The 26,403-nt window shown below is 39.2% G+C and carries 21 protein-coding genes; 7 read left to right on the forward strand and 14 right to left on the reverse strand.

What is annotated here, in order from left to right:
- Window positions 1-119 precede the first annotated feature (119 nt).
- Entirely contained in the window at window positions 120-1,934 is a 1,815-nt protein-coding gene (locus tag BQ5321_RS20190; RefSeq protein WP_071396186.1) for an ABC transporter ATP-binding protein, read from the reverse strand.
- Window positions 1,915-3,651: an ABC transporter ATP-binding protein gene (locus tag BQ5321_RS20195; RefSeq protein ID WP_071396187.1), complete on the reverse strand. Its 1,737-nt coding sequence runs from the start codon at window positions 3,649-3,651 to the stop codon at window positions 1,915-1,917. The genes BQ5321_RS20190 and BQ5321_RS20195 overlap by 20 nt, the downstream gene beginning before the upstream one ends.
- A 204-nt stretch (window positions 3,652-3,855) precedes the next feature.
- Between BQ5321_RS20195 and BQ5321_RS20200 the strand changes: the two genes are divergently transcribed.
- Complete coding sequence (locus BQ5321_RS20200; protein WP_071396188.1) at window positions 3,856-5,079, forward strand: MFS transporter; 1,224 nt, start codon at window positions 3,856-3,858, stop codon at window positions 5,077-5,079.
- A gap of 225 nt (window positions 5,080-5,304) precedes the next feature.
- On the forward strand, window positions 5,305-7,908 hold the full coding sequence (adhE, locus tag BQ5321_RS20205) for a bifunctional acetaldehyde-CoA/alcohol dehydrogenase (protein WP_071396189.1): 2,604 nt from the start codon (window positions 5,305-5,307) through the stop codon (window positions 7,906-7,908).
- A 168-nt stretch (window positions 7,909-8,076) separates the two neighbouring features.
- On the opposite strand, the gene BQ5321_RS20210 is transcribed toward adhE, so the two are convergent.
- From BQ5321_RS20210 to BQ5321_RS20225, 4 genes are all read right to left on the reverse strand, one after another.
- Window positions 8,077-9,438, reverse strand: a complete 1,362-nt coding sequence (locus BQ5321_RS20210; protein ID WP_071396190.1) for an aspartate kinase — start codon at window positions 9,436-9,438, stop codon at window positions 8,077-8,079.
- 185 nt (window positions 9,439-9,623) lie between these two features.
- Entirely contained in the window at window positions 9,624-10,559 is a 936-nt protein-coding gene (locus BQ5321_RS20215) for a dipeptidase (RefSeq protein ID WP_071396191.1), read from the reverse strand.
- Window positions 10,560-10,561: 2 nt separating this feature from the next.
- Entirely contained in the window at window positions 10,562-11,407 is an 846-nt protein-coding gene (gene dat / locus BQ5321_RS20220; protein ID WP_071396192.1) for a D-amino-acid transaminase, read from the reverse strand.
- A gap of 129 nt (window positions 11,408-11,536) precedes the next feature.
- Window positions 11,537-14,248, reverse strand: coding sequence for a dynamin family protein (locus BQ5321_RS20225; protein WP_071396193.1), 2,712 nt, complete (start codon window positions 14,246-14,248; stop codon window positions 11,537-11,539).
- Window positions 14,249-14,586: 338 nt separating this feature from the next.
- Between BQ5321_RS20225 and BQ5321_RS20230 the strand changes: the two genes are divergently transcribed.
- The 3 genes from BQ5321_RS20230 to BQ5321_RS20240 all read left to right on the forward strand — a co-directional run bounded on the left by BQ5321_RS20230 (window position 14,587) and on the right by BQ5321_RS20240 (window position 18,429).
- Window positions 14,587-16,251, forward strand: coding sequence for a glutamine--tRNA ligase/YqeY domain fusion protein (locus BQ5321_RS20230; RefSeq protein ID WP_071396194.1), 1,665 nt, complete (start codon window positions 14,587-14,589; stop codon window positions 16,249-16,251).
- A gap of 142 nt (window positions 16,252-16,393) precedes the next feature.
- Window positions 16,394-16,837 carry a hypothetical protein gene (locus BQ5321_RS20235; RefSeq protein ID WP_071396195.1) on the forward strand — a complete coding sequence of 148 codons (444 nt, stop codon included), beginning with the start codon at window positions 16,394-16,396 and terminating at the stop codon, window positions 16,835-16,837.
- A 224-nt stretch (window positions 16,838-17,061) separates the two neighbouring features.
- Complete coding sequence (locus tag BQ5321_RS20240; RefSeq protein ID WP_071396196.1) at window positions 17,062-18,429, forward strand: MATE family efflux transporter; 1,368 nt, start codon at window positions 17,062-17,064, stop codon at window positions 18,427-18,429.
- Window positions 18,430-18,455: 26 nt separating this feature from the next.
- Here the strand turns inward: BQ5321_RS20240 and BQ5321_RS20245 are convergent, their stop codons facing one another.
- The 6 genes from BQ5321_RS20245 to hemG form a co-directional block, all read right to left on the reverse strand.
- Window positions 18,456-18,686, reverse strand: a complete 231-nt coding sequence (locus BQ5321_RS20245; RefSeq protein ID WP_071396197.1) for an excisionase family DNA-binding protein — start codon at window positions 18,684-18,686, stop codon at window positions 18,456-18,458.
- 24 nt (window positions 18,687-18,710) lie between these two features.
- The gene (locus tag BQ5321_RS20250; RefSeq protein ID WP_071396198.1) at window positions 18,711-19,112 is read right to left on the reverse strand and encodes a YbaN family protein; all 402 of its coding nucleotides are present in this window, start codon (window positions 19,110-19,112) and stop codon (window positions 18,711-18,713) included.
- A gap of 124 nt (window positions 19,113-19,236) precedes the next feature.
- On the reverse strand, window positions 19,237-20,262 hold the full coding sequence (gene dmpG, locus BQ5321_RS20255) for a 4-hydroxy-2-oxovalerate aldolase (protein WP_071396199.1): 1,026 nt from the start codon (window positions 20,260-20,262) through the stop codon (window positions 19,237-19,239).
- Between the two features lie 24 nt (window positions 20,263-20,286).
- Entirely contained in the window at window positions 20,287-21,171 is an 885-nt protein-coding gene (locus BQ5321_RS20260) for an acetaldehyde dehydrogenase (acetylating) (protein WP_071396200.1), read from the reverse strand.
- A 45-nt stretch (window positions 21,172-21,216) separates the two neighbouring features.
- Window positions 21,217-21,999, reverse strand: coding sequence for an IclR family transcriptional regulator (locus BQ5321_RS20265; RefSeq protein WP_071396201.1), 783 nt, complete (start codon window positions 21,997-21,999; stop codon window positions 21,217-21,219).
- Between the two features lie 234 nt (window positions 22,000-22,233).
- On the reverse strand, window positions 22,234-23,616 hold the full coding sequence (gene hemG, locus BQ5321_RS20270; RefSeq protein WP_071396202.1) for a protoporphyrinogen oxidase: 1,383 nt from the start codon (window positions 23,614-23,616) through the stop codon (window positions 22,234-22,236).
- A 148-nt stretch (window positions 23,617-23,764) separates the two neighbouring features.
- On the opposite strand from hemG, the gene BQ5321_RS20275 reads away from it, so the two are divergent.
- A complete protein-coding gene (locus BQ5321_RS20275; protein WP_071396203.1) occupies window positions 23,765-24,115 on the forward strand; it encodes an ASCH domain-containing protein in 351 nt (116 codons plus the stop codon).
- Window positions 24,116-24,127: 12 nt separating this feature from the next.
- Complete coding sequence (locus BQ5321_RS20280) at window positions 24,128-24,568, forward strand: DUF2269 family protein (protein ID WP_071396204.1); 441 nt, start codon at window positions 24,128-24,130, stop codon at window positions 24,566-24,568.
- 74 nt (window positions 24,569-24,642) lie between these two features.
- Here the strand turns inward: BQ5321_RS20280 and BQ5321_RS20285 are convergent, their stop codons facing one another.
- Both BQ5321_RS20285 and BQ5321_RS20290 read right to left on the reverse strand, forming a co-directional pair.
- The gene (locus BQ5321_RS20285) at window positions 24,643-24,948 is read right to left on the reverse strand and encodes a hypothetical protein (RefSeq protein WP_071396205.1); all 306 of its coding nucleotides are present in this window, start codon (window positions 24,946-24,948) and stop codon (window positions 24,643-24,645) included.
- 165 nt (window positions 24,949-25,113) lie between these two features.
- Window positions 25,114-26,307, reverse strand: coding sequence for an LL-diaminopimelate aminotransferase (locus tag BQ5321_RS20290; RefSeq protein ID WP_071396206.1), 1,194 nt, complete (start codon window positions 26,305-26,307; stop codon window positions 25,114-25,116).
- Window positions 26,308-26,403 lie beyond the last annotated feature (96 nt).

Consider the following 26,403-nt stretch of genomic DNA (forward strand, 5'->3'; position numbering starts at 1 on the left):
CGTTTTCAAATTACTCTCCATCCCTTATGAACGTCTTCCATTTCAGTATATAATAATATGACCAGTCAGTCAAAAGGAAAAAGGAAGACTGATAATAAGGCCTCCTTTTTCCTTAATAATTAACCTTGACCATGCAGTCTATAGTAAAATCCTTTTCTTTCCAGTAGTTCCTCATGTGAGCCACGCTCCAAGATTTCTCCTTCTGATAAAACAAGGATTTGATCAGCCCTTCTGATGGTATTAAGTCGATGAGCCACAACAAAACTTGTCCTTCCCCTCATGAGGCGTCCCATAGCTTCTTGAATCCGCCATTCTGTGACAGTATCAATGCTACTTGTCGCTTCATCTAGAATCAATATAACGGGATCGGCTAGCACTGCTCTAGCAATCGATAAAAGCTGTTTCTGACCTTGACTGATTCCTCCTCCATCCTGCTTCAAAATAGTATCATATTGGTTCGGAAGCTTCATGATAAAGGAGTGGGCATTGGCGGCCTGTGCTGCTTCAATAACCTCTTCGTCAGTTGCATTCAGGCGGCCAAAGCGAATATTTTCCCGTATAGTCCCTTCAAATAGATAGGAGTCCTGAAGTACAAACGCCATTGATCTTCGCAGACTTTCCCTTGTCACACTTTTAATCTCATGACCATCAATCAAAATATTGCCGCTCTCTGCGTCGTAAAAACGCGAGAGTAAATTAATTATCGTTGATTTTCCCGCTCCGGTAGGACCAACTAGAGCAATTGTTTCACCCTTTGAAGCCGTAAAGGTCACATTTCGAATCGTTTGACTTCCCTCTTTATAGGAAAAAGTTACGTTACAAAATTCAATTTCTCCCTGGACATTCGTAAGGGATACTGCCTTCCCTTCATCAACTGACTCCACTTCTTGCTCGAGAATTTCAAACACACGTTCTGCACCCGCTACGGCGGATAATAAGGTATTAAACTGATTGGCCAGGTCATTTAGAGGCCTAGTGAATTGTCTTGCATATTCGGTAAAAATCACTATCGTCCCAATCGTGACATCCCCTCTTATCGCCAGAACTCCCCCGACTGCTGCAACCACTGCAAAGCTAAGATTATTTAAGACGTTCATCAGCTTTGGAATGAATCCTGAATAGGCCTGTGACCAGTAGCCTGTAGACTTTAGCTGTTCACTTTTTTCAGCAAAATCCTCCAGTACACGTTGCTCCTGTGAGAAGGCTTTGACAATTTTCTGTCCGGAAATCGATTCTTCAATAAAACCGTTTAATTCACCAAGATGTCGTTGTTGCTCCTTGAACAGCCTGCCGGTACGGTTCGTAATCCACTTCATTCCGATATACATTAATGGCACTATAATCAATGTCACCATTGTTAACATTGGACTTAGAAAAAGCATGACAAGAATGGTACCTGTCAATGTTAGGATACTTGATAGAATTTGGATAAAAGAGCTGTTCAACGTAGAACTAACATTTTCAAGATCATTGGTAACCCTGCTCATTAATTCTCCATGCTTCTTACTATCGAAAAAAGAAATCGGCAGCTTATGTAAGTGCATAAAAAGCTCTGTTCTCATAGTCAAGACTGTTTTTTGCGCTATCCCAATCATCCAATAATTTTGCAGCCATAGAGAAAGGGAATGCATGGCGTAAATAAACAAGAGAAAGGCTATTACGGTAAGAAGTCCAGCCAGACTGCTTGAAACAATATATTCGTCGATTGCCCTTCCTAATAGAAAAGGACCGAAGAGGCCAAGAGATGAACTAAGTATGACCATAAAGATAACGAGCAGTAATAGACTCTTATGGACGATAAGATAGTCCCATAACTTCTTCAATGTACCCTGCCAGTCATTTATAGAAGCCGTTCTTTTTCTTGTCTTTTTTCTTTTCTCCAAATTCAATTCTATTTTTTTATACTGAAATGGTTTACTGAGCTCCTTGAACATCCTTTAACCTCCCTTCCTCTAATTGTGTTTGATAAATATTTTGATATAGAGGAGATGATGCTAATAAGGATTCATGGCTTCCCTTTGCAAGCAGCCTGCCATCCTCAAGCAGTAATACCATATCAGCATTAAGAGCTGTACTAATTTTTTGCGTAACAATTAAAGTCGTACAATCATATGATTCAATAGCCTCTAACAGCTTCCTTTCCGTTTGAAGGTCTAATGCACTTGTACTATCATCAAGCAATAATATTCTCGGTTTTCTGATAAGAGCTCTGGCAATGGAAAGACGCTGCTTTTGACCTCCGGATAGATTGACACCTTTTTGTCCAAGCATTGTCTCATACTTGTCAGGCAGTTGACTTATGGTCTCATGAATTTGGGCATTTTTCGCAGCTAATACCATTTCTTCCATGCTAGCATCTTTTTTTCCCCATAATAAATTTTCCTTAATCGTTCCCGTAAAAAGCAGAGATTCCTGAGGGACATAGCCAATCTGCATCCGGAGCTGCTTCATGCTATATTCAGATATATTTCTGTCATCAATTAGCACCTCCCCTTCATCAGCATCATATAGCCTCGGAATCAGCTGGAATAATGAGGTTTTTCCAGAGCCTGTCGCTCCCAAAACTGCAACGGTTTGCTTTGGCTTTACCACAAAGGAGAGATTTTCAATGACCGGTACAGCTTTATCGTAACGAAATGAAACAGAGCGAAATTCAATTTTTCCTTTCAGTAGGTCAAGCCCTTCTATCCGGCTTTCATCGTTTTGATCATGTCGTTCATTTAATACCTCTGAAACCCTGTCTGCCGATGCCCTAAAACGAGAAAAAGCAGTTATGATAAAGGATAGAACCGATAACGATGAGGTAATCCTTAAGGCATAATTGATAACAGCTACAACCTCTCCGATTTTGGCTCCGCCTTGGTTTATTTCAGCCCTGCCAAACCATAACAGCCCCAAAATACTAACGTTCATGACAAATAAAAGAACAGGCATAATTGTTTCCATAAATCTTAAAGCCTTGGATGTTTTCTCCATCAATTGTGAGCTTTGCTGATTAAAACGTTTGGATTCATGTTTATGGCGAATAAATGCTTTAATTAATCTCATTGCTGTTAAATTCTCTCGCATTACCCCATTTACTTTATCAAGCTTCTTCTGAACTTCAGCAAACTGTTTTCTTCCTTTATGTAATATAAAGACAAGAAACAAAAACACAAATGGAACAGTTAGAATGAGAATGAGAGCTAGCCTTGCATTGACAACAAACGCCATAATCATCGCTCCCATTATCAGTAATGGTGCCCTCATCATGATTCGTAGCCCCATAAAAACGGTATGCTGAAGCTGTGTCACATCATTTGTTAATCGAGTTATAAGAGAAGAGGTCGCGAATTGATTCAAATTAGAAAATGAAAACCGCTGAATCTTTTCGTACAATTCGCTACGAATATCATATCCATAGCTTTGGCTGACATGAGACGCAAAAAAGGAGTTTGTAACCCCTGCTGTAAAGGAAAGAAGCGAAATCCCAATCATGATACCTCCCCAAACTAATACAACAGAAAGCTCCCCCTTTAATATTCCTTCATCTATAACCTTTGCCATTAAAAAGGGCTGTAGCAGCTCTACAGTCAGTTCAATCAGCATTAAAAATAAAGCGGCAGCTGCCGGAATACGATAGGGCTTTAAAAATGATAAAACACTTGCCATGATAAGCCTCCTAAAAATGATACTACTTTACATTCTTTGAACCGTAGCAATAATATTTATTTTGATGATACACGTTTTCTGAATATTATTAAAACATTTTATCCTACGGGAATGTTAATTCCTTCATTTTTTCTACTAAATGAACTATCATATTAAATATATATTTAGCTTTACGAAATATTCGAGGAAAGAAGTGTTTATAGAATGCTAGAGGAAAAGCAAGCTATCCGTAATCTGAGGATTATGTGGTTTGCAAACTTTTTTGTTGGTGCAAGTATGACGATGGTACTCCCTTTTCTTTCATTATTAATTGAAACCTTTGGAGATCACTCTTCAACCTATGTACAGCATTGGGCAGGATGGACATTTGCTGTTACATTTGTCACGGCATTTATCTTTGCACCCATTTGGGGAAGAATTGGGGATCAATACGGTCGCAAGAAAATCCTTATTTTCTCTGGCTTGGGACTAGCAGCCTCCCTTTTTCTAATGGGTTTCGTTTCATCCGTTTGGGAATTATTTATCCTGAGATTTTTTACCGGTATTTTCACCGGTTTTATCCCCATGTCACAGGCTTATATTTCAACACAAACACCTAAAGAAAAAGCTGGGAAGGTGCTTGGTACCTTACAAACTGGTAACATTACAGGGAGCTTAATGGGACCACTACTGGGGGGAGTGCTTGCAGATTCTATCGGCTTTGCAGCAACCTTTCAAACAACCTCCTTCAGTATTATTATTTCTGTCATTCTGGTATTGACAACAAAGGAATTTAAATTAAAAGCAAAGTCCGATGAAAAGAAGAGTTATTCAAGCAAGGAAGTCTTAAGCCATATTATTCATAATCCAGTTATGATTACCGTTTTGCTTTTATCCACTCTAATTCAGGTCGCAAATTTTAGTATTCAGCCGATTCTCTCCTTATTTGTCAATGAATTACATGGTGCCGCTAACTTAGCCTTTTTCTCTGGTTTGGCTTTTTCCTTAACCGGACTAGGAAATTTATTGATGGCACGAAAATGGGGAAGTATTGGCGACCAATTTGGACATCTCAAACTGTTGGTTATTCTTTTATTTGTGACTGGTCTCATTTATTTGCCTGGAGCCTTTATTACTGAATATTGGCAGCTTCTGATTATTCGTTTTGTGCTTGGAGCTGCAATGGGCGGTCTGATTCCATTAAGGGTTGCCTATATTCGCCGAGAAGCCCCCATTGCTATGCAGGGTGAAGTACTTGGTTATAATACAAGTTTGCAATTCCTTGGGAATATGATTGGACCTGCTATAGGTGGAATTATTTCAGGCTATTTTGGATTTTCGTCCGTCTTTATCACGACAAGTGTACTATTGATAATATGTGGATTCATTTTATTAACCTCTATCCGCAGACAAATGAAGGCCATGAACCCATCGGTTAGAGTAAGCTAAGTTCATAGATAATAACATTGAGGGACTAATGTGGAATGCTCCTAAATTAGTTCCTCTTTTCTATGAATTTCTATCAAACTATTGATACTGTGATATATGTTACTTTTTCCTCTTTATTATTCATTATTTATCCATGAGATTTTGTAAGCGATTTCATTTATAATTAGGACTGTACCAAAGAATAGAAATCTTCAGAAAAGCATCCATTAATTAGGGGGTTTTGTCATGGCTATCAAAGAAAAAGAGTTAACAAAAGAAAAAGCAGTTAACAAAATGATTGACACATTAGTATCAAACGCCCAAGAAGCTTTAAAACAGTTTAAAGGTTTCAACCAAGAGCAAATTGACACCATCGTGCACGAAATGGCACTTGCAGGTATTGATGCCCACATGCCATTAGCTAAGCTTGCAGTTGAGGAAACAAAACGTGGTGTGTATGAAGATAAGATTATTAAAAATATTTTTGGTACTGAGTACATATGGAATACAATTAAGCATTATAAAACAGTGGGAGTAATCAACGAGGACGATCAAGCAGGTGTTGTAGAAATTGCAGAGCCTGTTGGTGTTATTTGTGCCATGACTCCTGTTACAAATCCAACTTCTACAACCATGTTTAAAGCATTAATCTCAATTAAAGCACGTAACCCGATTATTTTCGCGTTCCATCCATCTGCACAAAAGTGCTCTAGTGAGTCTGCTCGAATTTTAAGAGATGCAGCAGTTAAAGCAGGAGCACCTGAAAACTGTATCCAATGGATTGAAAGCCCATCTTTAGATGCAACAACTCAGTTAATGCATCATCCAGGGGTTGCTTTAATTCTTGCAACAGGCGGAGGCGGAATGGTTAAATCCGCTTATAGCTCTGGCAAGCCTGCACTTGGCGTAGGCCCCGGAAACGTTCCTGCTTACATTGAGAAAACAGCTAATATTAAACGTGCTGTCAATGACGTCGTTCTATCGAAAACTTTTGACAACGGAATGATCTGCGCGTCAGAGCAAGGCATCATTGTTGATAAAGAAATATATGATCAGGTAAAACAAGAATTACTTATTCATAACTGTCATTTCTTAACGGCTGACGAAAAAGCAAAGGTTGAGAAATTAGTTATTAATGAAAATACATGTGCTGTAAATCCATTTATTGTAGGACAATCTGCTGTTGATATCGCTAAAATGGCTGGAGTGAAGGTTGCAGACAACACTAGAGCCTTAATTGCAGAATTAACAGGTGTTGGACCAGACCACCCGCTTTCACGTGAAAAATTAAGCCCTGTCTTAGCTTGTATTAAAGCAAACTCAACTGAAGAAGGTTTAACACGTGCAGAGGAAATGCTTAATTTCGGCGGACTTGGACACACAGCCGTTATTCACTCTAATAATCAAGATGTGATTAATGAATTTGGAAAAAGAATGAAGGCCGGACGTCTGGTGGTTAACCAACCATCTTCACAGGGGGCAATCGGTGACCTTTATAATGCATTAGTACCTTCATTAACCCTTGGATGTGGATCCTTTGGAGGTAACTCTGTTTCAGCTAACGTAACGACTACACATTTAATTAACGTCAAGCGCATGGCAAGGAGAAACAAGAATATGCAATGGTTTAAGGTTCCACCAAAGATTTATTTCTATAAAAACTCCATCCAATATTTAGCCGTTATGGAAGGCATTCAAAAGGTTGCCATCATCACTGACCCTGCCATGGTTCAGTTTGGTTATGTAGATAAGGTCATTCATTATTTAGAGCAGCATCCAAATAATGTTCACTATCGAATCTTCTCTGAGGTTGAGCCAGATCCTTCGATTGAGACCGTCATGAAGGGTACAGAAATGATGAGAAACTTTGAGCCGGATGTTATCATCGCATTAGGCGGAGGCTCTGCAATGGACGCTGCTAAAGGCATGTGGCTGTTCTATGAGCACCCTGAAACAGACTTCTTTGGCTTAAAGCAAAAATTCTTGGATATCAGAAAACGTATTGTTAAGTACCCACACCTTGGTAAAAAGGCTAAAATGGTTGCGATTCCAACTACTTCCGGCACTGGTTCAGAAATGACATCTTTTGCGGTTATTTCTGATAAAGCTAATAATATGAAATACCCATTAGCAGACTATGAGTTAACACCAGATGTAGCTATCATTGATCCACAATTCGTTATGACATTGCCAAAAGGCGTGACAGCAGATACTGGAATGGACGTACTAACACATGCGATTGAAGCATATGTATCCGTTATGTCCAATGATTTCACAGATGGTCTTGCTATGAAAGCGATTCAGTTAGTATTTGAATATCTGCCAAAAGCCTATGCAAATCCAAGTGACGAAGAATCACGTGAAAAAATGCATAACGCATCTGCGATTGCAGGTATGGCATTCACGAACGCATTCCTTGGCATTAACCACTCATTAGCGCATAAGCTTGGAGCTGAGTTCCATGTTCCTCACGGACGCGCAAATGCCATTTTAATGCCTCATGTTATCCGTTACAATGCAACAAGACCAACTAAGCTGGCTGCATTCCCTAAATACGAGCACTTTATCGCTGACCAGCGCTATGCTGAAATTGCAAGATTCCTAGGTCTTCCTGCTCGCACAACAGAAGAAGGTGTAGAAAGTCTTGTACAAGCAATCATTAACCTAGCTAAGAGCATGAATGTTCCTATGAGCATTGAATCACAGGGCATTGACAAGAAGGAATTCGAGAGTAAGCTTGATCTATTATCAGACCGCGCCTTCGAAGACCAATGTACAACAGCTAACCCTAAGCTTCCGCTTGTAACTGAGCTGGCTGAAATTTATCGTAAAGCCTATAAGGGCGTGTAATAACCATCAAGGTTTCAATGTAACATAATACAACTACTAAAGCCGGTGGGATGCCTCATTACATCTCATCGGCTTTTTTGGATAAAACAACGGTGTCAGGAACCGCAGATGGACAAAGAACAGTATTTGTCTTTTTGCGATGCCTGACACCATTTTACCTATCACTATTTAGGCTAGTACTGAAGCAAAAAACTCATTGTATAATGCCTGTACCGCTCTTTTCTCGTCGTGAGCCTTCACGCCGAACATCATACTTACCTCAGAAGATCCTTGGTTAATCATATCAATATTAATACCTGCATCAGCAAGTGCCTTTGCAGCTCTGGATGTCGTACCAACGTTATGACGCATGCCTTCTCCAACAACCATAATTAATGCTAAATGGTGCTCAATCTCTACCTCATCTGCATGAAGCTCAATTTGGATTCGCTTGATGACTTCCTTTTCTGTCACTTCGTCCATTTGGTCCTCACGAAGAATGACCGTAATATCATCAATACCTGACGGAACATGCTCATAGCTCAAGTTAAATTCCTCAAGAATTTGAAGAAGCTTGCGACCGAAGCCGATTTCTCTGTTCATTAGATATTTTCCAACGTAGATGGAACAGAAGCCATCATCACTTGCGATTCCAATCACAGGTCCATTTGTATTTGCACGCTTATTCACAATTTTTGTCCCAGGTGCGGAAGGATTATTGGTATTTTTCACCTGTACAGGAATACCTGCACGGAAGGCCGGGATTAAGGCTTCGTCATGGAAGACAGAAAATCCTGCATAGGAGAGCTCTCGCATTTCACGATATGTTAATTCACGAATTTCCTTTGGATTTTGGACAATGGAAGGATTCACCGTATAAACAGCATCCACATCCGTAAAGTTTTCATAAAGGTCTGCTTTCGCACCATTAGCTAAAATCGAACCAGTGATGTCAGAGCCGCTACGTGAAAACGTTAAGACATCTCCTTCTTTACTATAGCCAAAGAATCCAGGCACAATGAGAGTTCCTGACCGCTCACGTAAACGATATAAATTATCATAGGATTCTGGTAGAACTTGAGCATTGCCCGGTTCGTTTGTTACATAAAGTCCTGCTTCTTTTGGACTGACATAATAGGCTTCTACCCCTTTTGATTGAAAATAGGCAGCAATCAACTTGGCATTATTGTCTTCTCCGCTTGCTTTCATGGCTTCTATGAATAGCTCTGGATTCTTTTTATCCTGATTCATGAGCGCTAAAAGGCTTTGTTCAATTTCGTCAATGATGGCGGTAGAGATTTCCAATTCCTCTGCAATGAGTGCATATCTTTTTAAAACGGCCTTTAATTCCTCATCAACCGCTTTACCTGCTAAACAGGCTTCACCTAATGAAATTAATTGATCTGTCACTTTAATATCATCACTATACCGTTTACCGGGTGCTGATACGACAACAATTTTTCGTTCAGGATCAGACAAAACGATATTAAACACTTTTTCAACCTGAGTCCCTGATGCTAATGAGCTTCCACCAAATTTTACTACCTTCATTTCGTCATCTCCCATATTATAATTTTCAGTCAAATTTATTTCCCTATTATCCACCCTTTTTAAAAAAATTGCAATAGTTTTATCTTCCCCACAAATACATTTGTACTCCTATTAGAGACATTCGACATTTTTTCCTTTATTAAAAGAAATTCCTTATAAAAATCCAGTCAGTATTCGTTATAAAACTACAAATCCTGCGGCCTGTGATCAAGAAAATTTTGATAGGCAAATCCTTTTACATCCTCTTCCTTAAAGTATCGTAAAAGCTTCTCAATTAAGTTTGGATGCTTAGATGCGTCTTCTAAATGATGAACGAAAGTAGATATTCCATCGAAATCAGAGCCAAGTCCAATCTGTTTTCTTCCTCCTAAGGAGCAAAAGTGATCAATGTGAGCAATGATATCGTCAATTGTTGCCGGGGCCCCCTCTTCTCTAATAAAATCAGGATAATATACTACATGTATCATACCTCCGCTTTTAAACATCGCTCTTGCCTGCTCATCAGTTAAATTACGGGGATGATTACAAAGCTTGCGGGAATTTGAGTGGCTAGCAATCGGATATTCCGCTAGCTGCATCACATCCCAAAAGGATTGCTCACATAAATGGGAGACATCGGTTAATACACGATGCTCATTATTCCATCTGACAATCTCCTTCCCAAATGCAGTCAAGCCTCCACCTCTAGGCTCTAACGCACCGTCAGCAGCTAGATTGGCATGATTCCACGTTAAACCTACAGAACGAACACCAAGCTGATAGAGGATATGAAGCTTTGAGAGGTCATTTCCAATCGCCTCTACTCCCTCAAGGGTCAACATCGCACCGATTTCATTGTCCAGTAGCCGGTCAAAATCAGACCATTTTGTTATCTGCTTCATATCTGGATTCTTTGCCAATACATCACGATAGAAATAGTCAATTTGTTCAAGCGCAGCTTGAAATTGCTGGTCTGATGGCATTTCCGGCTCAATAAAGATGGCAAAGCATTGCACCTTAACATTTCCTTTTTTTAACTTTTCCTTATTTGTATTTAAATTAGCACCGTCAGCGAAGGATAATGTCCCTCTAGCATCCCTTAGCTTCATTAATGCATCACAATGAAGGTCAATAATATTCATCTTTACTCCTTTAAGTCTGCAACAAGTTGCTGCAGTTTATTATAAAGCTTCCTTGATACTTCTCCCGGACGTCCAGTGCCTATCATATGCCCTTCCACTTCAACGATGGGGACAATTTCTGAGGTTGTATTGGTAATAAATACTTCATCGGCCTTTGTGAGCACCTCTTTTGAAAAAGACTGTTCTATGAATGAAATACTCTCTGCTTCACATATATTCTTAACAGCCACTCGAGTTATACCAGCAAGAATATACCTTGATAGTGGTGCTGTATACACCTTACCTTGTTTCACAATAAAAACATTGGAGCTTGTTCCCTCTGTTACCATTCCGTCCCGAACCAATATCGCTTCAACGCAATTCTGCTCATAGGCGGTTTGTCTTGCTAAAACATTTGGTAGTAAGTTTAATGATTTGATATAACAATTAGCCCAGCGTTCATCGTCATGGAAAATAGCTGATGCTCCGTTCTCACGAATCGATTTTGCCAAAGGAATAATCGGTTTGACAGTCATCGAAATAGAAATAGGTACGTCTGGAAAAAGGTGATTTCTTGCTGATATTCCCCGCGTTATTTGTAAGTAGACACAGCTGTCTGTTAACCCTGATTGAACGATGGCTTCGTTAATTAAGCTTCGAAAGTCCTCGATTTTCTGTTTAATTGGGAGTTTAATGGCATTTCCGCTTTTTATTAGTCTTTCCAAGTGCTCCTGTAACATAAAGGCTTTACCATTGTATACACGAATAACTTCATAAATGCCATCCCCAAATTGTTGTCCTCTCTCCTCAATAGGGACAGCCTTTTCATTCAATCCAATGTAATTACCATTTATATAGCCAATCTCCACGGAAAATCCCCCTAACGAATTTTCGGCATTGTCCTGAACGTTCATAAAAGAATCACTGTGTTAGTAATGTCTATTCGTGTAAAGCAAAAAGAATCTCATATTTTGAGACTCTTTTTTAAATAAACTTTATTAAACAGGTATTTTACTTTCTTTTTGGTCCAGCCACTCATTTTGTCGAAGCTTGAGCTCAAAGAAGGTTAGTGGATCCTGATACCATTCAGGATTTTCCCGCATCTTGCTTAACGCTTCTTTATTAACAGCAATTTCTATTCGAGATTCCTCAACGGTTTGATTTAAGACTGCCAATGGATTCCGGAAGAACATTTTGATATCACGTTCAATAGACCTTTCAAACAGTTCAAACGGCTGTAGAAATTTATTTGCAATTAAAGTGGCTGCTTCATGATAATCCTCAGTTTCCACATATTGTTTATACTTGTTGTATAGCATAGATTTATTTTGCGATAGACTGCCAAGCAATTTCCCCGCACTCTTTAATAAAAACTGAGATGGGGTGAATCGGAGAAGAATATTCATTTTTTCCCAGTGAATCCCGGTTGTTAAACGATCCGCATCACGATTCCAATCATCGAGCACCTTAAAATCACAGTCAAGCTGCAGCTTTTCCTCATCATACAAAGCATTGAAGCTTTCGCACATCTCATTCATCGATAACTGAACTTCATTAAACTCTGCCGTACTGTCCTGAATCCAGCTTTGGATATATTGGTAATAGGTAGGCAGAGCATTTTCGACTAAGTAATGCTCGACACGCTTATTCATCTCTTCGTTTAACTCTAGATGTAATTTCCCGAAATCACTATTTTCCTTAATATACTCTGAGCTGCCTCTTAAAATTTGTGGGATTTTTTCGACTAACTCTGTTTTCATTTTATCCTTAATGGACTGATAGCCCTTTGATATTACCCGTACCTTTTCTAGCTCTTTGTCGCCGATTTGATGGATGGCGCCATTTAATTTTGACACCATTTCTTCATTCCACTTGATTGAGTCAACGAGGGAATTTTCTTTTTCAATTCGTTTATTCAATAAATACATGATGAGTCTTCTGACAAAATAAAGCAGGTTCGTTGTCCGTCCAGCAATTAGACTTTTTTGCTTATAATGGGTAGCAAAGAATTTTCCAAAATCACTTGCTTGGCTGTTGTCATCATAATGTGGAGAAAAGGCAAATACACCGGCATTTGGCATACTGCTTTTCACTCTTGTCTTTGTCTCAACGATTGTCTTATCACGTTCATCATAGACTGCATCCATTTTATTTAAAAGGAAGTGTATGTCTATATTTGGCATTTCCTCTCTTAATTGCTTAAGTGTCTCCTGCTCTCTTTCTGTAAAAGGATTATTTGCATTCAAGACAAACAACACACCATCGGCTGCATGTAAACAGGAGAGGACTTCATCACTATCGTTGATACTAGGTGTGTCCATGAGGGCAATCTCATGCTTCTGCATGAAAGGACTCTTCAGCTTTGCATGATAAGAGCGCTGATAACGAAATGATGGCTGCTCTTCAATTTGTTCTACCTCAATAATTTCAGAGTCAGCAATTTCTTTGATTCCAGGCACCTCATGATAATCTAGCAGCACCAACGCTTTGTTATCTTCAGGAAGAATATCATAACCAACCATTGAATTAATGACAGTAGATTTTCCACTTTCATCTGTCCCAACTACTAGAAGCTTATACGATTCTTGATTCTTGATGGCATTCATAATCCATGTCAACGATTTAGTGACATGCAAATCCTGCTTTGTCGCCCAATGTAATACTTCATTTGACAGCCTGACTGCTTCCTCATAGCCACTCGTTTGCTTTTCCAGCTCCAACAGTTGATTTTCTGCCTCATAGACAATCGGAGGCTCTAGCGTTCTAGGAAACATTTCATTCCAGGAAATCACTGCTGTAGCTGCCTTCAATGCATGACCTGACACACATATCTTCATCCAGTTTGTTAATAGGTTAGGTATTGTGGCTCCGACTTCTCGAATTAAGTGCGTCCCATTAATTAAACGCAAATAAGACTCCTCGTATAAACTTGAAAGTATGCTCCAGGAACCGATGTTTTCCGGAGTTATTCTTGATATGACACGGTCCATGACAACCACCCAGGATAGGTGGGCTTCACTTTTTTTAAAATTATTCCATAGTGCAGACGCCAGTTTTTCAAAACGTTCGCTGTTCACTGTTGCTAAAATATACAGGCCCTCTTCGAAGAAGACCGGCTCCTTCATTTGCGTGACCCCTTTTTGTGCATAGCCAATCATCACATCATACCATTCCAGTGATTCAAGCCTGATTGCTTCATCCCAAGCAAGGTCAATGGCGCTTGCCCAGTCCTGGTGTTCTTCAAAAAAGGAGCGCGCCAGCACTGTGACATTTTCATAATCCGGATTTTGCGCAACCGTTTCCTTGATTACCAGGCTAGCAGAATCGGAATTTTTCTGTTTTATATATAAAGAGAATAATTGTAGAGCGACTTCAGTCTGCAATATTCGATCCTCTGTATCAATCGCTTTGTAGATTTCTTCTGCAGTTGGCAAGAGTCCCAATTCAAAATAGGCATCAGCCATATTTTTCTTCGCCCATGGCTCCCATTCATTTTGGATATTCTCCCATTTAAAAATCGCTGCTTCGTAATCCTTATGATGAAAATATATTTCTCCTTGAGCAAATCGGATGGCTGATAAATCTGGAATATCCTTCTTCTGCTCTTCCATATATGCTTCTCCGAGAACTTGGATTGGAGCCAGGTTCGGATCACCCTTCAGAAAGGTTTCATAATACATTTTTTCTATCAACTGTTTTTCTGTTGTCACTTTTTTCTCGCCCCCCAAGTAAAATTCACTCATTAACTATATGTAAAGATTACTCTGTCAATCACATCATACCCTATCCTTGTATTCTACCAAACATCCAGGTGCAAAGAATGTCATTTACCTTAAATTTTTGTAACATTTTAACACATCACCGTAACGGGGGACAGTCCCCCGGCGCGTTAAAGCGATGGGGGACTGTCCCCCACTGCTTTAACGCATTGCTCGATTGTTGTCGATAAAATATGGTTATAATAAGAAAATATCACAAATTCATTTAAGGGTTGCTTTTTTATTTGCTATAATAGTGTAAATATAAACCTAGGAAAGGCTGATTTAGGTTGGAAAATAACTCATCAAATTTTATTAAGAGTATTATAAAGGAAGATATTGAGTCAGGAAAACATAAAGAGATTATTACTCGTTTTCCTCCTGAGCCAAACGGCTACTTACATATTGGTCATGCCAAGTCTATTGTGATCAATTTTGGGCTTGCGGATGACTTTAACGGAAAAACCAATTTACGGTTTGACGACACAAACCCAACGAAGGAAGACCAAGAATTCGTTGACTCCATAAAAGAAGATGTTTCTTGGCTTGGATTTGAGTGGGATGGTCTTTTCTACGCTTCAAACTATTTCGATGAAATGTATGAGCGTGCCGTTCTTCTCATCAAAAAAGGCAAGGCCTATGTTGATGATTTAACAGCAGAGCAAATACGTGAATACCGCGGTACCTTAACAGAGCCTGGAAAAATGAGCCCATATCGTGACCGTTCCATCGAGGAGAACCTTGACCTGTTTAATCGCATGAAAAAGGGCGAATTTGAAAACGGATCAAAGGTACTGAGAGCAAAAATCGATATGTCCTCGCCAAATTTAAATATGCGTGATCCTGTTCTTTACCGTGTTGCCCATGCAACACACCATAACACAGGCAATAAATGGTGCATTTATCCGATGTATGATTTTGCCCACCCGCTTGAGGATGCGATTGAAGGTGTGACTCATTCCATTTGTACAACTGAATTTGAGGACCACCGTCCGCTTTATGATTGGGTTGTCGCAGAATGTGAAATGGAAAGCAAGCCTCATCAATACGAGTTTGGACGCTTGAATATTACCAATACAGTAATGAGTAAACGTAAGCTGAAACAGCTGGTTGATGAAGGATATGTTGATGGCTGGGACGATCCACGTATGCCAACGATTTCCGGTCTACGCAGAAGAGGCTACACACCGGAAGCCATTCGTGAATTTGTAAAAGAAACTGGTGTATCCAAAAATGCCGGTACAGTTGACTCAGCAATGCTTGAGCACTTTGTCAGAGAGGATTTAAAGCTAAAGGCACCGCGTACAATGGGTATCCTGCGGCCGCTAAAAGTAGTCATAACAAACTATCCTGAGGGACAGGTTGAAATGCTCGATGCTGAAATTAATCCAGAAAATCCAGAAATGGGCTCAAGACAAATTCCATTCTCCCGTGAAATCTACATTGAGCAGGATGACTTCATCGAGAATCCGCCAAAGAAATATTTCCGTCTTTTCCCTGGTAATGAAGTTCGTTTGAAGCATGCTTACTTCATCAAATGTGAAGAAGTCATTAAAGATGAAAATGGGAATGTTATTGAGCTTCGTTGTACGTACGACCCAGAAACAAAAAGTGGAACTGGATTTACTGGCCGCAAGGTGAAAGGAACTCTTCATTGGGTAGAAGCAACGCAGGCTATTCCCGCTGAATTCCGTTTATATGAGCCGTTGATTTTAGACGAAGAATTAAATGAAGCTGCACAATCCGGAGAAGAAACAACCTTCCTTGACCATGTGAACAAGAATTCCCTTCAGACGGTTCAAGGCTTTATTGAACCAAATATGAAGGAAGTCAAGCCGCAGGATAAATTTCAATTTTTCCGTCATGGCTATTTCAATGTCGATCCAAAGCATTCTACAGCGGACAAATCAGTCTTTAATATGATTGTGTCTTTAAAGAGTTCATTTAAATTGTAATATAGAAGGTAGGCCTGTTTCTTTGAAACAGGCCTTTTAATACTGCAGGAATTCCACCGGAGTTACACCAGCCTCACCTATCCAGAAATCAATGTATATTTATACCCTAATCCTCATACATTGAAATGGAGGTGAAACCTGATTGAAGAGACTTTTATTGACTCCGGGGTTATTTTTAACTTCGATTCTTTCCAGTTGCTATCGGGACTCTATGCGCGAGGAGATACACAGTTATTTACAGGAAGAGCTGGCGGAAATTTCCCACTTAGAGAAGGAGGCGATAGCTGCATTTGAACGCGTTACAGGGGACCATTATACAACAGACCAGGAGCTTTACAATACTTTGATTTATGAAGTTATTCCTGTTTATGAAATATTTTTACAACAGCTTGAGCGCGTTGAACTAACATCGTTTAGGTTACAGAAAATCCATGAAGACTGTCTAAACGGAGTCAATCTTCAATACCAAGCTTTTGCAAGCATTGCAGGAGCCTTGGAAGACCTGGATAAAGGCAAAATGGTAAAGGCAAATTCTCTCCTGACTGATGCTTGCAAGCTCATCGTATGCCCCTATGTTTATATTTAAATTGATATGAATGAATGGACACTATATATCATGCAGTATTTGAACGAGCACGCTAGAAAGGCTTAGATGGTAATAAATCTAAGCTTTTTTTTGTTCCTAACCATAAATTTCTATCCTAACTTTGTTGTTCCATCAAACTATTGCTCTTTACTTTTTTAAAAATAGGAATAAAATAGACTGGTATTGTACTATAATTTAAGATAGTAAAGGAGCAAACAAAGAATTTGAATGAACATAAGGACAGCTATAAAGAACAAACTCTTTTTCAAATAACTTGGCCTCTCTTTATTGAAATAGCATTGCATATGAGTATGGGGATTATTGCTACCTTTATGCTTGGTCATTACTCAGACTCTGCTGCAGCAGGAGTTGGGGTTGCAAACCAACTGCTGAATATTTTTATTCTGGTTTTCAACGTAACCTCCGTAGGTGCTACCATACTAATTGGTCAAAAAATAGGGGCAGGACAGCTACCGCAAGCCAGACAGATGGCCCGCTCTGCCTTTGGAATAAATTTTTGGTTTGGAATCATCGTTGCTCTCATCGTCTATATTTTTGGCGAACACTTCCTTACATTATTTGATGTTGAAGGAAAAATATTTGAGTATGGATTAATTTTCATCAAGATTTGCGGGCTTTCACTGTTTCTCGAATCCCTCTCACTTGCACTTAGTGCCGTACTTAGAAGCTATGGCTACACAAAGGAATCCATGTTTGTCACTGTACTGATGAACCTGATAAGTATAGGGGGTAATATTCTTGCCCTCTCTGGAATATTTGGTCTACCAATAACTGGGGTAATCGGTGTTTCATGGGCGATTGTCGTAGCAAGGGCCATATCGGTTATCGTACTCCTTTATGTGATTTATAAAAAGCTATCATTCTCATTGAAATTACAAGACCTATTTAGAATTAAACTGGAGGATTTCCGAGGACTTCTTTCCATTGGCATCCCGTCTGCTGGTGAAAGTCTGTCCTATCAATTCTCACAATTAATCATTACGGGTATTGTCGTTTCTCTTGGTGCTTCATCCCTTGCAGCCCGTGTTTATATTCTCAACATTTCCATGGTCTGTTTTATGTTCACGATGGCCATTGCCATGGGGACACAGCTTTTAGTTGCTCGTTATATTGGTGGCAAACAATATGAACGTGCTTTTCGACGCGGAATGCGTACATTGAAAATTTCCATGGTAGCCTCTCTCGCTGTTTCATTACTGATTGCATTTATTGGTTCACCTGTTCTAAGTATATTTACAGATGATGTAAATATACTAACTGTCGGTATACCTGTGCTATGGGCTATAGTATTCATTGAACCTGGAAGAGCGATGAACATCGTATTAATGAACTCTTTAAAATCAACCGGTGATGCACGTTTTCCACTTATTACAGGTATCATCTTCATGTGGGGAATAGCCGTAGTTTTCAGCTATATATTGGGTGTTCATTTTGGGTTAGGGCTACTCGGTGTTTGGATTGCCCAAGGAATGGATGAATGGATCAGAGGTCTCCTCGCACTGAAACGCTGGAATAGCAGACCATGGGAAAGAAAAATAACAGTAAGTCATTTACGGACAAAAAAAGCTTAGGCAAATCAATCTGTCTAAGCTTTTTTCTAATCCTCATCCTTAATATCTCGATCCTCAGGAATCGGTTCATTATAATATTCTTCGACCAATTCCTTATACTTCTCCAGCTGTTTAAAATGGGTAGTAAATTGATTCTTACTGATGAGATACTGCTCTCCATCATGTATCGCTCGAATCCGTCTTTCCTGAATAAGCCTTTCAATTACAGGCTCCGCCACAGCCAAATATTCAGCTGTTTCTTTAATAGTTAAATACAATTCTCCTGCCCCCCAATAGAATCTCTATTCCTTAATCGTCTTTATTTTAGTCATAAAATAATAGTATTTATAAGCAATCACAAGCAACAAAATAATTTTTACAAAAATTTTGTCAGTAAGGAAAAAGGCAATTAAAATCATGACATCTGCAAACAGTAGAATAGTCCACTTTTGCTTACGCGTCATTGATTTATCCCTAACAAAGTCCTCTAAATATTTCCTATATAAATCAGTTCCTTTAAACCAGCGATCAAATTTCTTAGACCCTTTAACAAAGCAAAAAGCCGCTAGAAGGAATAACGGCGTTGTGGGTATTAACGGCAAAATAATTCCTATCATTCCTAAGCCAAGAGATAAAAATCCTGCTATGATGAAAAGTACGTTGACAATCGTTTTAATGATATTTATCTCCCTTCCATTAGGCATTCTTTATTTCCATATAAAAAAAGTATAGCTTATCTTTATGTAGTTGACAAAAAAATTATGATGCAAATCAAAAAAGGAGATTCAACTATTAATATAGAAGAATCTCCTTTTATGTTAGAATTTATTATTTAGAAGCTACTGTTTTTGCTTTAGCTAGCTCTGCAGCAACATCAATGATCATATCTTCTTGTCCACCGACAACTTGACGTTTACCTAATTCGATTAGGATATCACGAGCGTCGATGCCAAATTTTTCACCTGCACGTTTTGCATGGTAAGCGAATGTAGAGTATACACCTGCATAGCCAAGTGTGATCGCTTCTCTTGTAATCGTTGGTGTTACTGGTAGAAGTGGTGCAACAATTTCTTCTGCAACATCTTCGATTTTATATAAATCAATACCAGTTTTGATTCCCATACGCTCACAAACAGCTACAAGTGCTTCTGTTTGTGTGTTACCTGCACCTGCACCGAAGCAGCGAACACTTCCGTCAATACGAGTTGCACCAGCTTTAATCGCTGCAACCGTGTTTGCCATTGCCATAGATAGGTTGTTATGGCCGTGGAAACCAATTTCACATTGTAGCTCTTGTCTTAGAGCATTAATGCGTTCTGTTACTTGCTCAGGAAGTAAATAACCAGCAGAGTCAGTTACATAAACAATGTCTGCTCCATAGCTTTCCATTAATTTAGCCTGCTCAACTAATTTTTCAATTGGAGCCATATGAGCCATCATAAGGAACCCAACAGCTTCCATTCCTAATTCTTTACCAAGAGCAATATGCTGTGGTGCTACGTCAGCTTCTGTTACGTGTGTTGCAACACGAACCATTTTTGCACCAAGGTTTGCAGCTTCTCTTAATTCAGTAAGTGTTCCGATACCTGGTAATAATAGAACGGCAACCTTAGAATCGCCTGCAACAGATGCTGCTGCTTCAATTAATTCCATTTCATTTACTTTAGATAAGCCGTATTGTAATGAAGATCCTGCTAATCCGTCACCATGTGTTACTTCGATATAAGGTACATTTGCATCAGCTAATCCTTTTGTTACAGCAACTACTTGGTCTACTGTGTATTGGTGTCTAACAGCGTGGCTTCCATCACGTAGGGCTACTTCAGTTATTAATATATCTCTTTCGATTGTCATTATTTTTTATCCCCTTTCTCCAGCTTAAACTGTTTCTTTCTTAACATTTTTTGCAAACTCTTCTGCAACACGTACTGCAGCAGATGTCATAATATCAAGGTTACCAGAATACTTAGGTAAGTAGTCTCCAGCACCTTCTACTTCAATAAGAACAGTCACTTGATTGCCTTCAAAAATTGGTTCTGCACGCAGCTTATAACCAGGAACATAAGATTGAACAACCTTTTCCATTTCTGCAATAGAATCACGGATACCTTGCTCATCCATTTTTCCTTCTTCAACAAGTGCATAAACTGTGTTACGCATCATGATTGGAGGTTCAGCTGGGTTTAGGATGATAATTGCTTTCCCTTTGTCAGCCCCGCCAACGACTTCAATTGCTTTAGAAGTTGTTTCAGTAAACTCATCGATATTGGCACGAGTACCAGGGCCTGCAGATTTACTTGAAATCGTTGCAACGATTTCACCATAGACAACATTAGATACACGGTTAATCGCATGTACCATTGGAATCGTCGCTTGTCCACCACAAGTGATCATATTGATATTGCTTTTATCTAAGTGTTCACTAATGTTAACTGCAGGAGATACATATGGTCCAACTGCAGCCGGTGTTAAGTCAATCATTTTAATTCCGCGCTCTTGACATAATTTATCGTTATAAAGGTGAGCTTTCGCACTAGTAGCATCAAACATAACGTCTGCTTCTAAATTAGGGTCTGCAAAAAAACCATCGATTCCAGTATCAACTGCTGCATAACCAGCTTCTTTTGCACGGCGTAAACCGTCTGAGTTAGGGTCAATTCCGATAACCGCAGTTAATTCTAAATACTCTGATCTTCCTAATTTGACCATAAGGTCTGTTCCAATATTACCTGAACCGATAATAGCTGCTTTTAATTTTGCCAAAATAATTCTCCTCCTATATTTAAAAGTTTATATAATAATCTGTTCTCACTTTTTGAAATGAGAAACATCTTTGTAGCCTAGACATCTTGAAATATCTGCCGCAGCTTTTTTAATCCCCTCAATAACGACAGGAAGTCTGTCTTCTGTTAGCCTCATTTTCGGTGAAGCACAGCTGATGGAAGCGATCGCCTTCCCGTTGTGATCAAATATCGGGGCCGCAACACATTTGAGTCCTAATTCAATTTCTTCATCATCCATCGAATAACCATGGTCTTTTGTAAATTCGAGCTGATTTTTAATTTCATTGATATCGGTTACAGTATATTCCGTAAACGATTTCAATTCGGTAGAAGTTAAAATACGGTCCACTTCTTTTTCATCCAAATTGGCTAGAATGGCTTTCCCCAAGCCAGTACAGTGAATTGGTGCCGTTTTTCCCACATGGGAGGAAATTCTTAACTGATGCGGCCCTTCCACTTTTTCAACATAAATTAATTCATCCTGCTGTCTAACCACAAGGTGAACCGTTTCTTTTAATTTTTCTACTGTTTCCTTGATGATTGGCTGTGCAATTTTGACAATATCCAATTGATTACCAATGAAAGAACCTAGTTCAAATAGCTTTAAACCAAGCCTATACTTTAAATCCTCGGAATTTTGCTGGAGGTATCCTCTATGCTCTAGGGTTTTGATCAGCCCGTGAACAGTGCTTTTCGACAAGCCTAGTTGTTCACTAATTTCTTTGATACTTAATTCAGGCTTTGAAGTCATGAACAATTCAAGGATATCTGCCGCTCTTTCAACTGATTGAATAAAACGTTCTGCCACGACTGTCCTCCTAAGCTTTGTTCGACATTATCGAATGCCGTTCGTAATTATTTGTTGCACTCTTATCATAACGGTCATTATTTGTTTCGTCAATATTTTTTTACTAATCAAATGTTTCTTATTTTTAGAATTATGTACTTAATGTGACCAATTCATTGAGCATCTATCGATATCATCCAAACGAAAAATATACAGAAAAAACAGGACAGCCACTTGCTATCCTGTTTCGTTTAGTTATAGGGATGAAATAATCTTATGAGCCGTTCTTTGTCCATTCTCTATACAATCAGGAATTCCGACACCATAATAGGAGCATCCAGCAATGAAAACACCCGGATAGTCTGATGCCAATTTCCCTTCAATGGCTTGTACCGTTTTCGGATGAGAAATAGAATAATTTGGCATCGTGCCAGACCAGTCAGTGACTATACTTACTGCCGGCTCCGCTTCAATACCAAGACTTTGTTGCAAATCAGACATTGCAAACTTTAGTAGCTCGGACTCAGACATGGTCTGCAGCTTTGCAAAGGCTGGGTTACTGCTTTTATAAAAAAGTCTTACAAGAAGATTCCCGCTCTTTGATGTATGCCTCCATTTTCGGCTTGTCCATGTACAGGCATCACAGGAAATTTCTTGACTATCGGCAGTAATAAATCCAGTTCCTTCTAAAGGAAGCACTTCATCCTTTATTGAAAAGCCCATGTATACACTTATTAGTGAGCTATTCTTTAACTGGCTGAACTGTTTAGCCAGCACTTGATCCGAAATTAACCTTTCTGCCTCTGAGTGCGGAATACAGAGCATGATTTGGTCGACTTCCATTACTTCCTGATGGTTAAAAGAAACCTGATAATGACTACCTGTTTTCTTAATACTGGTTACCTTTGTATTTTTCATCATTTCTACATCTTCAAGCTTCTGTTCATATGTATCAATTAGTGAGCCTAAGCCATTTTTAAAGGATATAAATTTTCGCTCACCACTTTGGAATTGCTCCTTATTAGCCGCAAAGCCCTTGATAACACTTCCATACTTCTCCTTGTATTCCAATAAATAAGGGAGCGTTGAAGAGATTGTTAAATCGCTTAACTTCCCAGAATATACCCCTGACAGAACCGGAGCAATTTGCTTTTCTACCAACTCTCTGCCGAAGCAATATTCTAAAAAATCACCGACAGAATCATCTTTTGTAAAGCTTTGATTCTTTGTATAAAAGTCTTTTAAGGCCTCTACCTTACCCTCAGCAGATACAAGTGTACTTTTCGCTAATGACTCAATACTGACTGGGATTCCAAATACAGATTCCTTCGGTATGGGTTTTAATTCGCCCCCAGTAAAAATATAGGAAATTCCGGTGTCATTATACACAACGTCACCCTCCAAGCCGAGATCCTGAATAAACGACATAGCGTTCGCTTTTCTAGCCACCATCGAGTCCGCACCCGATTCCATAATGAAATCATTCGTTTTCACTGTTCGAATCTTCCCACCAAGCTTGTCCGATGACTCAGCAAGCACAAGCCGCACTTCCTTCTGATGTTCCTTTTTCCACTTTTGTAACTCATACATTGCTGACAGGCCGGTAACCCCGCCTCCAATAACCAATACAGTTTTCATCATCCACACCTCTATTTAGGTTCCTTCCTATAAAGTGTATCATTTTTCTGTGGTGCCTGACACCGGATAGTGAACCCATTATGATTAGTAGTTCGACAAAAAATGTGGTAAATTATATAAAACTATACAGTGAAAGGATGTTACTGAAATGAATCATACTGAAGAAAACAATGCATTACCACCAAAAACCTGTTCCATTGAGCGACTTGTGACAGTGGAGGCTGATGTCCAAAAGGTACTTGATGGTAAAAAAACAGCTACCCGCAGAAATGGACGATATGCAGATGTAGGAGAAGTCATGGAGTTAAAGGGTAAAAAGTTTGTTGTAGAAAAGGTTTATTCGCAGGCACTTGGGGAATTAACAGATGAGCACGCCATTCAAGAAGGCTATCAAAATGTTGAAGAATATAAAGAATCTATACTATCCTTTCATCCGGGAATGCCATGGCTTCCGCAAATGCGGGTATGGGTACATGAGTTCAGACCCGTTAATGAGTAACGTCTAAGAAAAGTGGATTCTCTATATCGAATAATCATTTATTTACACGTGAGCAGTTCTATTGTCTCGATTGGACCGTTCTTTATTCTCATTCCAGTTTTAAGAAAGCTTCGCCAGACAAACGAGCAAAATAAAGAGGAAGCCTATTTACAAATGTTTCTCATGGTCGTCAGGCTGACAAAGCATGCCGGCCACGTCTTGATTATCACAGGCATTCTGCTCATATGGCTTGGTCCATGGACCTGGGGTACGCCTTGGGTTATCATGACGCTTGTGATTTTGTTTTCCTCCATATTTTTTCTGGCGCGAGCCTTTACACCAAAACTGAAAAAATTCCATGAAAATGATGCTGAAAAAGGGAAATTAGTGAACCAACTGACTCGTTCGCTCTGGATGTACATTCTCCTCCTCATGCTAATGCTTTGGTTTATGGTTGTAAAACCGTCCTTTTAATAAGCTATGTCAGGGCACCGCAAAAGACAAATATACCTTATTTGTCTTTTAGCGGTGCCCTGACATCTTATTTTTTAATCAATTATTTTATCTATTTTATCAATAAACATTTGAAATACTTTCTTTCTTTCCTCCAAATCCTTAATTGCCTCTTTCAATTGGTTAAATCGCTGTTCGAAGGGCTTATGATACATTTCACGGATACTCCTAATGATGTCTTCATTAACTGTTGATTGTACAACCTGCTTTGTAATACTAAATTTATAGGAATATAGTTGAAGTTCATTTTTTGTTTTTTCATATTCCTCATCTATTTCCTGCAATCGGTCATTAATTTCCTTTTTCCATTCTACTAGCGACTGCTTCACATGAGTTTCCATTAGAATTCCTCTTCTCCATTAATTTTAATCGTTCAAAATCGTTTCCTATCATTTTAACAAGGCTTCTTTTCAGTTTCTTTGCTCTAATATTACAAGAATTGTAATTATATTAAATTCAAAGGACAAAACAAAAACCAGCCTTTGTGATTAGCTGGTTTTTGAAGGTTAATTATTATTTTTTACATAATCGACTCGATTTTGAAGAAATTGCTGGATTCTTTCAGCCGCCTCCGCTAGCTTCTCAGAGGACTGTACAAGAGCCATTCTCACATATCCCTCGCCTATTTTACCAAACGCATCGCCCGGCACAACTGCTACACCCGCTTTTTCAATTAATTCAAATGCAAACTCACGGGAGCTCCAGCCGGAAGGAATCCTTGCCCAAATAAACATGGTCGCAGGAGATTTGGCTACGTGCCAACCAGCCTTTGCTAAGCCCGCGGCAAGAACATTTCGCCGTTTCTCATACTCTTTTACCTGGTCGCTAAGAGCAGAGTAATCTGATGTAAGAGCTGTGACTGCTGCCATTTGAATCGGATAAAAAATCCCATAATCAATATGGGACTTCAAGGCAGCTAGAATCTTAATGGCCTCCGTATTCCCTACAGCATATCCAATGCGACAGCCTGCCAAATTAAAGGTCTTTGACAACGAATTAAATTCAATCCCTACCTCTTTAGCCCCTGGAACCGACAGGAAGCTTATCTGTGGATGATGGTCGAAAATTAATTCAGAATAGGCAAAGTCATGAACGACAAGAATATTATGTTTCTTCGCAAACCGTACAACCTCTTCAAAAAAGGTTGCGTTCGCCAAGGCTGTTACCGGATTTCCAGGATAACTGATAATCATCATCTTTGTTTTACGTAATATCTCTGACGGAATTTCATCGAGCTTTGGCAGATATTGATTTTCCTCGAGCAATGGCATCGGATAAATATGTCCTCCTGCTAGCGTCACACTTGCTTCATAAATAGGGTAACCTGGGTCAGGCACCAAAACATATTCACCAGGATTAACCATGGCGGTAGCCAAATGGGAAAGTCCATCCTGAGATCCCATCAACTGCAGCACTTCATTCTCAGGATTAAGGTCCACACCATACCTTTTATTGTAAAAAAAAGTAACTGCCTCTTGAAACTCATCAATTCCCTTTAATGTATATCCATACTTTGAAATATCCTTACTATGCTCTATCAGAGCCTCTACCACACTAGCTGCAGGAGTCATGTCAGGACTCCCAACACTTAAATCAATAACATCTATTCCTCTTTTAAGGGCCTCCTGTTTTTTATTAGCCAGCTCTGTAAAAATTCCGGTTGTTAGCTTTTTTAATCTCTCTGAAGCAACAATATTCATTTTTCCATTCCCCTTCTCAATTTTTCCAATCTGCTGAAGATTCTATTTAAATGTTATCATATTTATATAATGATATAAATTCAGAAAAGGTAAAAT

This window comes from Bacillus tuaregi (genome assembly GCF_900104575.1).
GTDB lineage: Bacteria > Bacillota > Bacilli > Bacillales > Cytobacillaceae > Bacillus_BD > Bacillus_BD tuaregi.

Bases quoted from the DNA above. Each gene is read 5' to 3' on its own strand.
- BQ5321_RS20190 (WP_071396186.1), bottom strand. From the start codon at position 1,934: ATGTTCAAGGAGCTCAGTAAACCATTTCAGTATAAAAAAATAGAATTG.
- BQ5321_RS20195 (WP_071396187.1), bottom strand. From the start codon at position 3,651: ATGGCAAGTGTTTTATCATTTTTAAAGCCCTATCGTATTCCGGCAGCT.
- BQ5321_RS20200 (WP_071396188.1), top strand. From the start codon at position 3,856: ATGCTAGAGGAAAAGCAAGCTATCCGTAATCTGAGGATTATGTGGTTT.
- adhE (WP_071396189.1), top strand. From the start codon at position 5,305: ATGGCTATCAAAGAAAAAGAGTTAACAAAAGAAAAAGCAGTTAACAAA.
- BQ5321_RS20210 (WP_071396190.1), bottom strand. From the start codon at position 9,438: ATGAAGGTAGTAAAATTTGGTGGAAGCTCATTAGCATCAGGGACTCAG.
- BQ5321_RS20215 (WP_071396191.1), bottom strand. From the start codon at position 10,559: ATGAATATTATTGACCTTCATTGTGATGCATTAATGAAGCTAAGGGAT.
- BQ5321_RS20250 (WP_071396198.1), bottom strand. From the start codon at position 19,112: ATGCCTAATGGAAGGGAGATAAATATCATTAAAACGATTGTCAACGTA.
- dmpG (WP_071396199.1), bottom strand. From the start codon at position 20,262: ATGACAATCGAAAGAGATATATTAATAACTGAAGTAGCCCTACGTGAT.
- hemG (WP_071396202.1), bottom strand. From the start codon at position 23,616: ATGAAAACTGTATTGGTTATTGGAGGCGGGGTTACCGGCCTGTCAGCA.
- BQ5321_RS20275 (WP_071396203.1), top strand. From the start codon at position 23,765: ATGAATCATACTGAAGAAAACAATGCATTACCACCAAAAACCTGTTCC.
- BQ5321_RS20285 (WP_071396205.1), bottom strand. From the start codon at position 24,948: ATGGAAACTCATGTGAAGCAGTCGCTAGTAGAATGGAAAAAGGAAATT.
- BQ5321_RS20290 (WP_071396206.1), bottom strand. From the start codon at position 26,307: ATGAATATTGTTGCTTCAGAGAGATTAAAAAAGCTAACAACCGGAATT.